Here is a 10,893-nt window from a genome sequence, read left to right as displayed (position 1 = left end):
TACATAGATTACTACAATAACCATCGTATCAAACAGAAGCTCAAAGGCCTGAGCCCTGTGGAGTACAGAACGCAGGCTTTGATGGTTGCTTAATTTTAAACCGTCCAACTTCTTGGGGTCAGTTCAATGCCCGGTGGATGGTGACTGATAGCAGAGATAAAGGCTTATTCGCCAGGGCAACGCTGGCAGCGTTCGGCCTCAGACTCACCCAGCTTCAGCTTGGCTTGCAGATCGCGTAGCGCGGTTCGCAACCCTTCTTCGATCACCGGATGATAGAACGGCATATCCAGCATTTGGTCGATGGTCATCTGCTGCTGATGTGCCCAGGCCAGCAGATGGGCGATATGCTCCACGTCTGGCCCCATCATCTCTGCCCCCAGGAAGCGGCCAGTCCCTTGCTCGCCATAGACGTGCAAGATGCCTTTATTGCGTAGCATCACCCGGGAACGGCCCTGGTTTTCGAAGGATACGGCACCCACTTCAAAACAGCCACAGGCGCTGAATTTCTGGTTCAGTTCACGGAAGGTTGAGCCGACCATGGCAATTTGCGGGTCTGAAAACACCACGGAAATCGCACTGCGACGTAACCCTGGCGTTACTTCTGGGAAGCTGCCCGCGTTGTGCCCGGCAATACGAGCCTGATCGCTGGCTTCGTGGAGCAGTGGCAATTGGTTGCTGGCATCGCCGGCGATGAAAATATGCGGCACGCTGGTTTGCATGGTTAAGCGATCGGCCTGTGGTACGCCTTTGGCATCCAGCACCAGGGTGGTATTTTCCAACCCCAGCTTGTCGACGTTCGGACGGCGGCCGGTGGCGGCCAGCACGTAATCCACCATCATTTCCTGCGGTTGACCGTGCAGATCCTGGTAGCGGATAAACACTTTGTCGCCTTCGCGCTGCATGATGTCTACTTTGACATCCGGGTCGAGATAGAACTCTTCACCCAGCGTTTTAGCGGCATATTCCCGCACTACGCTGTCGGTCAGCGGGCCAACCGCGCCGCCAACGCCGAACACTTTGGTGGCAACGCCAAGGCGATGCAGCGCCTGGCCCAGTTCCAATCCGATCACCCCTGGGCCAAATACCGCGACGGACTGCGGCAAATCATCCCAGTTAAACACATCGTCATTGACGATCAGGCGGTCACCAAGGTCGTTCCACGGCGCAGGCCAGCTAGGGCGGGAACCGGTGGCAATCACGATACGCTGCGCGACGATGCGCGTATGCTCGTCAACCTGCAGGGTGTTGTCGTCAATGAAGCGGGCATAGCCCTGAATTTTATCTGCGGCCGGGATGCTATCGACCCCTTCCAGTACAAAACCGACGAAGCGATCGCGCTCGCGTTTGACGCGATCCATCACTTCACGACCATTAATGGTGGTTTTTCCCGCAGGATGGATGCCAAACCCTGGAGCACGTTCGATCTGATGCACCGCTTCTGCCGCAGCAATCAGCAATTTGGAAGGCATACAGCCAACGCGGGCACAGGTAGTGCCAAAAGGTCCGCCCTCAATCATCACCACGCTCGGGGTAGAAAGTTTTGCTGCGCGGTAAGCGCCTAGTCCGGCTGTGCCGCCGCCAATAACGGCGACGTCGACATTCAACAGTTTCATATCCGCTCCTGAAGGGAATAAAAAAAGGGCGGGTTAGCACCCGCCAAAGGTCACATTACTTCTATTCCGCTAGGTTTTTCAGGCGACAGATTGTTGAACCGTGCCTGAGACCCATCGGGTTTATTTTTATCATTCAGGCTGACAGGAAGTTTTCCAGATCGTCGCTACCACCGATGTGGCGACCACCGATAAACACCTGTGGCACGGTAGCGCGGCCGCTGACAGCGCGCAGGCTGACCGTGGTCGCGTCTTGGCCCAACACGATTTCTTCATATTGGATCCCGCGCTCTTGCAGCATTTGTTTGGCTTTGGCGCAGAACGGGCAGCCCGGCTTGGTAAACAGGGAGACCGATTCCTGCACTTGGAATTCCGGTGCCAGGTACTTCAGCATGGTATCGGCGTCAGAGACTTCAAACGGGTCGCCCGGCTTGTTTGGCTCGACGAACATTTTTTCTACCACGCCGTTACGCACCAGCATGGAGTAGCGCCATGAACGTGGGCCAAAGCCCAGATCGGCTTTCTCAACCAGCATGTTCATGCCCTTGGTGAACTCACCGTTGCCGTCCGGCACGAAGGTAATATTTTCGGCGTGTTGATCGGCTTTCCAGGCGTTCATCACAAAGGTGTCGTTCACCGAGACGCACAGGATGCTGTCAACGCCGTGTTGCTTGAACACGCTGGACAGTTCGTTATAGCGCGGCAAATGGCTTGATGAGCAGGTTGGGGTGAACGCGCCCGGCAAGGAGAACACGATCACGGTTTTGTCTTTGAACAGGTCATCAGTGGTCACGTCAATCCATTGGTCGCCCTGGCGAGTATGGAAGGTAACCTGAGGGACTTTTTTGCCTTCTTGACTGGTAAACATGAATTAACCCCTTAATTAGAAAAATGAATTTTTTATGTTGGCGCCGTTGCGCTTCGTTGGGGGACATTATTCACTGCGGGACTTGATAGTTCTAATCACTCGTTGCTATCTTATCTATCGCCATGAGCTATCATGGCCAGGAGGGAAACAACAATGAATATTCGTGATTTAGAGTATCTGGTCGCCTTGGCCGAGCACCGCCACTTCCGGCGCGCTGCCGACTCATGCCATGTCAGCCAACCAACATTGAGTGGGCAGATCCGTAAGCTGGAAGACGAGTTGGGCGTGATGCTGCTTGAGCGGACCAGCCGTAAGGTGCTTTTCACACAGGCAGGCTTACTGCTGGTGGAGCAGGCGCGCACCGTGCTACGCGAAGTCAAAGTCTTGAAGGAAATGGCCAGCCAGCAGGGGGAGGCGATGTCCGGGCCGTTGCATATCGGCCTGATCCCTACCGTGGGGCCTTATCTGCTGCCGCAGATTATCCCGACGCTGCATAAATCCTTTCCCAAGTTGGAAATGTACCTGCACGAAGCACAAACCCATCAACTGCTGGCACAGCTGGACAGCGGCAAGTTGGACTGCGCTATTCTTGCCCTGGTGAAAGAGACCGAAGCCTTCATCGAAGTGCCTTTGTTCGATGAGCCGATGCAATTGGCAGTCTATTCCGACCATCCGTGGGCGCAGCGTGAACGCGTGGCGATGGCCGATTTGGCGGGTGAAAAACTGCTGATGCTGGAAGATGGCCACTGTTTACGCGATCAGGCGCTGGGCTTTTGCTTCCAGGCCGGTGCGGATGAGGATACCCACTTCCGCGCGACCAGTCTGGAAACGCTGCGTAATATGGTTGCCGCGGGCAGTGGGATAACGCTGTTACCCGCCTTGGCGGTGCCGCGTGAGCGTGAGCGTGACGGCGTGTGCTATCTGGAGTGCTACAAACCGGAACCGAAGCGCACCATTGCTCTGGTGTATCGCCCCGGCTCCCCGCTGCGTAGCCGCTATGAGCAGTTGGCCGAGGCTATTCGCGAACACATGCAGAACTACCTGGACGCGAACTTAAAACAGGCGGTTTAAGCCGTTTAGCGCTGCTACACGGTAGGCTTCGGCCATGGTCGGATAGTTGAAGGTGGTATTGACGAAATACTCGATGGTATTACCTTCACCTTTCTGTTCCATGATCGCCTGACCGATGTGAATGATCTCTGCCGCACGTTCACCAAAGCAGTGGATCCCCAGGATCTGCAAGGTATCGCGGTGGAACAGGATCTTCAGGCTACCCACGTTCATGCCGGCAATCTGCGCCCGGGCCAGGTGTTTGAACTGGGCGCGGCCCACTTCGTAGGGCACTTTCATCGCCGTCAGTTCCTGCTCGGTTTTACCGACGGAGCTGATTTCTGGAATGGTATAAATGCCCGTTGGAATGTCTTCGATCAGATGCCCGCTGGCTTCCCCAGAGGAGATGGCCTGAGCGGCGATGCGTCCCTGGTCATAAGCAGCAGACGCCAGACTCGGATAGCCGATCACGTCACCCACGGCATAAATGTGGGATACGGCGGTCTGATACATGCTGTTGACCTTCAGCAGGCCACGGCTGTCTGATTCCAGACCCACATTTTCCAGGCCTAGGGCATCGGTATTACCGGTACGGCCATTGGCGTACAGCAGGCAATCGGCCTTCACTTTTTTGCCGGATTTCAGATGCACAATCACGCCATCGTCGGTACCCTCGATCTTCTCGAACTCTTCATTGTGGCGGATCACCACGCCGTTATTCCAGAAGTGGTAAGACAGAGAATCTGACATCTCCTGATCGAGGAACGCCAGCAGCCGATCGCGGGTGTTGATCAAATCCACCTTCACGTTCAAACCGCGGAAGATAGAAGCATATTCGCAGCCAATCACCCCAGCGCCGTAGATAATTACGTGGCGTGGCTCGTGGTTCAGCTCCAGGATGGAGTCGCTGTCATAAATGCGCGAGTGGTTAAAATCAACGCCGTTCGGATGATAAGGGCGTGAACCACAGGCGATCACAATATGGTCGGCGCGGATGGTATCCTGCGTGCCATCCATATAGCTTACGCTGACGGTGTTGGCGTCGATAAACTTGGCGTTACCGGCGAACAGCTTGCACTGGTTACGTTCGTAGAACCCTTGGCGCATGCGCGTTTGCTGGTTAATCACGCTGTCGGCGTGGCGTAAAATGTCAGGGAAGGTGGCACTAAGGGTGCGGGAGTTATTGTAAAGCGGGTTCTGGTTGAATTCGATAATGCGGCTGACGGCGTGGCGGAGGGCTTTTGAGGGGATGGTTCCCCAGTGAGTACAGCCGCCGCCCACGTTATTGTACCGTTCGATCACGGCCACGCGGGCACCTTGTTTCACCAGACCCATGGCTGCGCCTTCACCACCAGGGCCGGAGCCGATGATAATGGCATCAAATTGATAGTGTTGTTGCATGTAGGAGAGACCTGTTCTTATACAAATTTACAACGGTATCTTAACATCATAGCGCTGCGTGCCCAATTACCATTAGCCTTTTTGTGGCAAAGCACAATCGGTGTGGCCTAGAACTGTGACAAAGCGCGTTTGTATAAATGCTGTTGCAATAAATTTGCTATATTGCCAGTTCTGCGGCGTTAGACTGAAGAAGGGAAGTCATCCGGATATGCAAATGGGCGTCAGAGCACAACAAAAAGAACGCACTCGTCGTTCCCTCATTGAGGCGGCTTTCAGCCAACTGAGTGCCGAGCGCAGTTTTGCCAGCCTGAGCCTGCGTGAAGTCTCACGAGAGGCGGGCATCGCGCCCACGTCTTTCTATCGTCATTTTCGCGATGTGGATGAGCTTGGGCTCACCATGGTTGACGAAAGCGGCCTGATGCTGCGCCAATTGATGCGCCAGGCACGCCAGCGTATTGCCAAAGGCGGCAGCGTGATCCGCACGTCGGTATCGACCTTTATGGAGTTTATCGGCAATAATCCCAACGCCTTTCGGCTGTTGCTGCGTGAACGTTCCGGCACCTCGGCCGCGTTTCGTGCGGCGGTAGCACGGGAAATCCAACATTTTATCGCCGAACTGGCAGATTACCTTGAGCTGGAAAACCATATGCCGCGTAGTTTTACCGAGGCGCAGGCGGAAGCTATGGTGACGATTGTGTTCAGTGCCGGTGCGGAAGCGCTGGATATTGATATTGAACAACGGCGGCAGCTCGAAGAAAGGTTAGTGTTGCAACTGCGGATGATTTCCAAAGGAGCCTATTACTGGTATCGCCGCGAACAAGAAAAAGCATCTGTATCCCACGTATAACAAGGTGAAAGTCATGGAAAAACTAAGCCGTGAGAATGGTACTTTACTGCTGGCGTTGATTGCCGGCCTGTCCGTAAACGGTTCCTTTGCCGCGCTGTTCAGTTCGGTGGTGTCGTTTTCAGCGTTCCCGTTGATTGCTTTGGTGTTGGCGGTATATTGCCTGCATCAGCGTTACCTGAACCAGCCAATGCCGGATGGTATGCCAAAACTGGCGGCTGGCTGTTTCCTGTTGGGCGTCTTGGGATATAGCGCGATCGTGCGTGCGGAATACCCGCAGATCGGCTCGAACTTCCTGCCCTCGATTGTCTGCGTGGTGCTGGTGCTCTGGATTGGTTTTCAATTAAAGAAACGCAATACCGTCACTGTTCAGCATTAAAAATGGTTTTATCGAGAAAAGGCACTCCGCGGAGTGCCTTTTTTGGTTTTTGCGCCTGTCTAGATCAGCGGCGTTCGAGCAATACGCCACATTCCATATGATGGGTGTATGGGAACTGATCGAATAGAGCCAGGCGAGTGATTTTGTGCGTGGTCTGCAGCGTATCCAGATTGGCGCACAGGGTCTCCGGGTTGCAGGAGATGTAAAGGATGCGTGGATAGGTCTGCACCATCTTCACCGTTTCCTCATCCAGCCCGCTGCGCGGCGGATCGACGAAAATCGTCTCACAGTTATAGCTGCTCAGATCGATCCCTTTTAACCGGTTGAACTCGCGAGCGCCGTTCATTGCCTGAGTGAAGTCTTCCGCCGCCATACGGATAATCTGCACGTTGTCGATATTATTGGCCGCGATGTTGTACTGCGCCGCCGCCACCGAAGGCTTGGCAATTTCAGTGGCTAATACCCGCTCGAAGTTGCGGGCCAGGGCCAGCGAGAAGTTGCCGTTACCGCAATACAGCTCCAGCAGATCCCCTTTTGAACCTTGGGTGACATCCAGCGCCCATTCCAGCATTTGCACGTTCATGGCTGCGTTTGGCTGGGTGAAGCTGTTTTCGACCTGGCGATAAATCATTGCGCGGCCAGCGACCGGCAGCACTTCGTCGACGTAGTCCTGATCCAGCATGATTTTCATCTTCGAGGCGCGGCCAATCAGTTGCACATCGAAGCCGTCTGCGCGTAACGCATCACGCAGCGCAGTGGCATCTTGCTGCCATTGTTCGTCCAGCTTGCGGTGATACAGCAGCGAGGCAATGATCTTACCGCTCTGCGTAGAAAGATAATCGATCTGGAACAGCTTGTGGCGCAGCACTGGATTGGGCTTGAGGGCCGCCATCAGGGCGCTCATCAGGCGGTTAATCAGCTCGCTGGCCGCCGGGAAGCTATCGACGCGAATACGCTGCTTGGTCTGCTGATCGAACATGATGTGGTACATATCGTCCTCATCATGCCAGATGCGGAATTCCGCACGCATCCGGTAGTGGCTGACTGGCGAGCGAAACACTTCCGGCTCGGGCGCCGTGAACGGTGACATCATGGTCTTCAGGCGGGCTGTTTTCTCCGCCAGTTGGTCGTCATAGCGTTCAATAGGCAAATTCTCGGGCGTCATGGTTTCTCTCGTCAGGCAAATTGGATCAGCGGGGATTGTAGGGAATCAGCCCGTGAAGTCCAGTTTTGTTGTGGTGCTATTTTGCAACACTGTTGGCAATCTAGACATCCATTTTCATTGATTGTAGCATTGCCGTCCGGTCTCAAGCAGCGAGTGAAAAGGGAATCCAGTGCAAATCTGGAGCTGACGCGCAGCGGTATGGGGAAGTCACGGCGATAGCGTTAAATGACGCAGACACTGTCCACTGCAGGATGGGAAGTCATCGCCCGGTGCGGGTTGCCACAGGCAACCGGCAAATCCCAAGCCCGAAAACCTACCGGTGTACGTCGCAATATCCATAGCCGTCGCGAACTACCGGCCGTGGCCCTGCGGCATCCCCAATGAAGTTTGGATGCTTTTTATAATGACAATGATAAAAAATACACTGCTGGCGGTGGTCTCCTCCGCGACGGCATTTTCTGGATGGGCGCAAGATAACACCACGGCTAAAAGTAGCGATGATCTGGTGGTGACCGCCAATCGCTTCCCTCAACCGGTCTCTTCCGTATTGGCGCCTGCCGATGTGGTAACCCGCGAAGATATCGATCGCTGGCAGGCCAAAAGCCTCAATGATGTAATGCGCCGTTTGCCCGGTGTCGATATTTCACAGTACGGCGGTATGGGGCAGGGGTCATCCCTCTCGGTACGCGGCACTGAAGCTCGTCATGTATTGGTTCTGATTGACGGCGTGCCAATGGCCCGTCTGGGGATCAGCAACGGCGTCGATTTTAACCAGGTTCCTTTAGCGCTGGTTCAGCGTGTGGAGTTTATCCGTGGGCCGCGCTCTGCCATTTACGGTTCTGGTGCCATCGGCGGGGTCATCAACATCATTACCCAGACGGATAAAGAGGGCGGAAAAGTCCAGGCGGGGATCGGTTCTAAAGGATACCAGCAGTACGATGGTGCCTTGCGCCAGCGTTTTGATAACACTGTTGCTACCGTTGCGGGCAGCTACCAGATGACCAACGGTTTCAATGTGCAGCCAGGCTCGCCTTATTCGGTCGACAGCGATCGTGATGGTTTCCGTAATAAAAGCTTCTGGGGCGGGTTGGAACAGCAGTTCAATCAGAATTTCTCAGGCTTCGTGCGGGGTTATGGTTATACCAATAACTCGGACTACGATGTCGGCAGTGTACCTTACAGCCCGAAGTACAGTAATGATGAAGACCGCCTGTATAGCCATACCTATGATATGGGGCTGCGTTTCCTGTCTGGGGCTTTCTCTTCTCAACTGACGGGCAGCTATCAGAAACAGAAAGATTACAACTACAGCAGCCAGAATGGCCGTTATGGCATTAGCACTACGCTGGATGATATGGATCAGCGTAACCTGCAATGGGGCAATACCTATGCTTTCGAGCACGGTAGCGTTACCGCCGGTGCCGATTTCCAGCAACAGCGCCTGACCTCTTCCGACAGTTCCTTTGCCGATACCTATAAAAGAGACAACACGGGGCTGTACCTGAGCGGTCAACAGCAGTTTGGCAGCGTGACGCTGGAAGCCTCTGGGCGTGAAGACAAGGCAGGTGACTTTGGTTGGCACGGCACTTGGCAGACCGCGGCAGGTTGGGAGTTTGTTGATGGCTATCGAGCTACCTTATCTTATGGTACGGGTTTCCTGACGCCGTCATTGGGTCAGCAATATGGCTCAAAACGCTTTGGCATTGATTCCAACAGCAACCTCAAGCCGGAAGAGTCCAAACAGTGGGAAATGGGTCTGGAAGGTTTGACCGGGCCATTGGATTGGCGTCTGTCTGCTTACCATTACAAAATCCAGAACCTGATCAACTATGATTCTGACCCTGTGACCTATCAGGGGCAGTATTACAATGTGGATCGGGCAACGATTAAAGGCGTTGAATGGACCGGTAGCTTTGATACCTGGATGTTCACCCACCGTTTGACGCTGCAATATATCGATCCGCGTAATGACCAGACCGATGAGGTGCTGGCGCGCCGTTCGAAACGTCAGGCCAAATATCAGTTGGATTGGACGATGTTCAACCTGGACATGGATATCTCGTATCAGTACTACGGCAAGCGTTACGACAATATCTCTTCTACTTATAACCCTGAGCAGCGCGTATTGCCGAGTTACAGCACGGTCGACGTGAGCGCCTCATATCCAATAACCTCTCAGCTGACAGTTCGTGGTAGAATTGCCAACCTGTTTGATAAAGATTATGAGACGGCTTATGGCTACGCTACCCCAGGAAGAGAGTACTACCTCACTGGCAGCTATACCTTCTAACGCCACTGCGGCTCCTCGCCCGACGGCGCTGGTTTTTGATTCCGGCGTCGGCGGGTTGTCAGTGTTTCAGGAGGTTCGGCAACTGCTGCCGGATCTCCACTATATCTATGCCTTCGATAACGTGGCATTCCCCTACGGCGAGAAATCCGAAGAGTTCATCGTTGAGCGCGTGCTGGAAATTGTCAGTGCGGTTCAGGAACGTCATCCTTTGGCAATCGTCATCATTGCCTGCAATACCGCCAGTACCGTTTCCTTACCTGCGCTGCGTGAGCGTTTTGCTTTCCCGGTGGTGGGAGTGGTGCCAGCGATCAAGCCTGCTGCCAAACTGACCGCCAACGGTATCGTCGGTTTACTGGCCACGCGCGGTACGGTTCAGCGTACTTATACTCATGAACTGATCGAGCGTTTCGCGACAGATTGCAAAATTGAGCTGTTAGGCTCTTCTGAGCTGGTGGAGCTGGCAGAAGCCAAGCTGCATGGTGAACCTGTGCCGCTGGCAACGCTGAAGAAAATATTGCAGCCGTGGCTGAGCATGCGCGAGCCTCCGGACACGGTCGTGTTGGGCTGTACTCACTTCCCTCTATTATCTGAAGAGCTGATGCAAGTCCTGCCTGAAGGAACGCGTCTGGTGGATTCCGGTGCGGCAATTGCCCGCAGAGCTGCCTGGCTTATCTCTAATCAGGAAAATCTGGTCTCAACTCAGGAAGAGAATCTGGCGTATTGCATGGCGCTGAATGAAGACACCGATGCTTTATTGCCCGTTTTGCAGGGTTATGGCTTTAAATCGTTGAAAAAACTGCCGCTTTAATGGGGTTTTGCTTAAACATTCGACGGTCAGCAAAAAAAATGAATTTAGGGGTTGCGGCGTTCTGAGAACTCCCTATAATGCGCCTCCACTGACCGGGAACAACGACGAACAAGTCGCCCAGCCAGGAAGAAGCAACCCGGTGAAAACACCGCGTCTCGTAAGAGAAAAAGGTTGACTCTTCAGCGGGAAAGCGTAATATGCACCTCCCGCGTTACCGAGAAACTTCACGGTAACGAACGCTCTTTAACAATTTATCAGACAATCTGTGTGGGCACTCACAAGACGATATCCAGCTACTTCGGTAGCAAAAAAATATCAAGTCTTGAAGAGTGACCAAGCAGTCATTCATGTGAATGAATGATTACGAAAGTTAATTTTCGAGCATCGCTGCACGAGTTGCAGCAAATCAAGCTTTTAATTGAAGAGTTTGATCATGGCTCAGATTGAACGCTGGCGGCAGGCCTAACACATGCAAGTC

10 protein-coding genes, 1 rRNA gene and 1 riboswitch are annotated in these 10,893 nt (G+C 53.9%); of the genes, 7 read left to right on the top strand and 4 right to left on the bottom strand.

What is annotated here, in order from left to right; translation table 11 throughout:
* Window positions 1–93 (top strand): IS3 family transposase (locus ACMV5H_RS24195; protein WP_325982530.1); only part of this gene is annotated, 93 nt, incomplete at its 5' end.
* A gap of 71 nt (window positions 94–164) precedes the next feature.
* On the opposite strand, the gene ACMV5H_RS24190 is transcribed toward ACMV5H_RS24195, so the two are convergent.
* Both ACMV5H_RS24190 and ACMV5H_RS24185 read right to left on the bottom strand, forming a co-directional pair.
* The gene (locus ACMV5H_RS24190) at window positions 165–1,613 is read right to left on the bottom strand and encodes a dihydrolipoyl dehydrogenase (protein WP_021807210.1); all 1,449 of its coding nucleotides are present in this window, start codon (window positions 1,611–1,613) and stop codon (window positions 165–167) included.
* A gap of 133 nt (window positions 1,614–1,746) precedes the next feature.
* Entirely contained in the window at window positions 1,747–2,478 is a 732-nt protein-coding gene (locus ACMV5H_RS24185) for a glutathione peroxidase (protein ID WP_021181914.1), read from the bottom strand.
* 153 nt (window positions 2,479–2,631) lie between these two features.
* On the opposite strand from ACMV5H_RS24185, the gene oxyR reads away from it, so the two are divergent.
* Window positions 2,632–3,549 (top strand): DNA-binding transcriptional regulator OxyR, encoded by a 918-nt coding sequence (oxyR, locus tag ACMV5H_RS24180; protein WP_021181915.1) that lies wholly within the window; start codon window positions 2,632–2,634, stop codon window positions 3,547–3,549.
* Here the strand turns inward: oxyR and sthA are convergent.
* Entirely contained in the window at window positions 3,532–4,929 is a 1,398-nt protein-coding gene (gene sthA, locus ACMV5H_RS24175) for a Si-specific NAD(P)(+) transhydrogenase (protein ID WP_021807209.1), read from the bottom strand. The genes oxyR and sthA overlap by 18 nt on opposite strands.
* Window positions 4,930–5,143: 214 nt before the next feature.
* On the opposite strand from sthA, the gene fabR reads away from it, so the two are divergent.
* Together fabR and ACMV5H_RS24165 are read left to right on the top strand one after the other, a co-directional pair.
* Window positions 5,144–5,776 (top strand): HTH-type transcriptional repressor FabR, encoded by a 633-nt coding sequence (fabR, locus tag ACMV5H_RS24170; RefSeq protein WP_024482854.1) that lies wholly within the window; start codon window positions 5,144–5,146, stop codon window positions 5,774–5,776.
* A 13-nt stretch (window positions 5,777–5,789) separates the two neighbouring features.
* Window positions 5,790–6,152 (top strand): YijD family membrane protein, encoded by a 363-nt coding sequence (locus ACMV5H_RS24165; RefSeq protein WP_021807207.1) that lies wholly within the window; start codon window positions 5,790–5,792, stop codon window positions 6,150–6,152.
* Window positions 6,153–6,216: 64 nt separating this feature from the next.
* Here ACMV5H_RS24165 and trmA read toward each other — a convergent pair whose 3' ends face one another.
* Window positions 6,217–7,317: a tRNA (uridine(54)-C5)-methyltransferase TrmA gene (gene trmA / locus ACMV5H_RS24160; protein WP_021807206.1), complete on the bottom strand. Its 1,101-nt coding sequence runs from the start codon at window positions 7,315–7,317 to the stop codon at window positions 6,217–6,219.
* A 120-nt stretch (window positions 7,318–7,437) separates the two neighbouring features.
* A riboswitch (cobalamin riboswitch) is annotated at window positions 7,438–7,653 on the top strand.
* 73 nt (window positions 7,654–7,726) lie between these two features.
* Here trmA and btuB point away from each other — a divergent pair.
* The 3 genes from btuB to ACMV5H_RS24145 form a co-directional block, all read left to right on the top strand.
* Window positions 7,727–9,607, top strand: a complete 1,881-nt coding sequence (gene btuB, locus ACMV5H_RS24155) for a TonB-dependent vitamin B12 receptor BtuB (protein WP_037376431.1) — start codon at window positions 7,727–7,729, stop codon at window positions 9,605–9,607.
* On the top strand, window positions 9,552–10,415 hold the full coding sequence (gene murI, locus ACMV5H_RS24150) for a glutamate racemase (protein ID WP_037376430.1): 864 nt from the start codon (window positions 9,552–9,554) through the stop codon (window positions 10,413–10,415). Before btuB ends, murI begins: the two co-directional genes overlap by 56 nt.
* Window positions 10,416–10,830: 415 nt before the next feature.
* A 16S ribosomal RNA gene (locus tag ACMV5H_RS24145) occupies window positions 10,831–10,893 on the top strand; the annotation flags it as partial.

It is taken from the genome of Serratia sp. N21D137, from assembly GCF_047530005.1.
GTDB classification, from domain to species: domain Bacteria; phylum Pseudomonadota; class Gammaproteobacteria; order Enterobacterales; family Enterobacteriaceae; genus Chania; species Chania fonticola_B.
This window is presented reverse-complemented; position numbering and strand designations above follow the sequence as displayed.

What these genes read in the sequence shown, in the direction of transcription:
- ACMV5H_RS24190 (WP_021807210.1), bottom strand. Translation starts at nt 1,613, where the DNA reads ATGAAACTGTTGAATGTCGACGTCGCCGTTATTGGCGGCGGCACAGCC.
- ACMV5H_RS24185 (WP_021181914.1), bottom strand. Translation starts at nt 2,478, where the DNA reads ATGTTTACCAGTCAAGAAGGCAAAAAAGTCCCTCAGGTTACCTTCCAT.
- oxyR (WP_021181915.1), top strand. Translation starts at nt 2,632, where the DNA reads ATGAATATTCGTGATTTAGAGTATCTGGTCGCCTTGGCCGAGCACCGC.
- sthA (WP_021807209.1), bottom strand. Translation starts at nt 4,929, where the DNA reads ATGCAACAACACTATCAATTTGATGCCATTATCATCGGCTCCGGCCCT.
- fabR (WP_024482854.1), top strand. Translation starts at nt 5,144, where the DNA reads ATGGGCGTCAGAGCACAACAAAAAGAACGCACTCGTCGTTCCCTCATT.
- ACMV5H_RS24165 (WP_021807207.1), top strand. Translation starts at nt 5,790, where the DNA reads ATGGAAAAACTAAGCCGTGAGAATGGTACTTTACTGCTGGCGTTGATT.
- trmA (WP_021807206.1), bottom strand. Translation starts at nt 7,317, where the DNA reads ATGACGCCCGAGAATTTGCCTATTGAACGCTATGACGACCAACTGGCG.
- btuB (WP_037376431.1), top strand. Translation starts at nt 7,727, where the DNA reads ATGATAAAAAATACACTGCTGGCGGTGGTCTCCTCCGCGACGGCATTT.
- murI (WP_037376430.1), top strand. Translation starts at nt 9,552, where the DNA reads ATGGCTACGCTACCCCAGGAAGAGAGTACTACCTCACTGGCAGCTATA.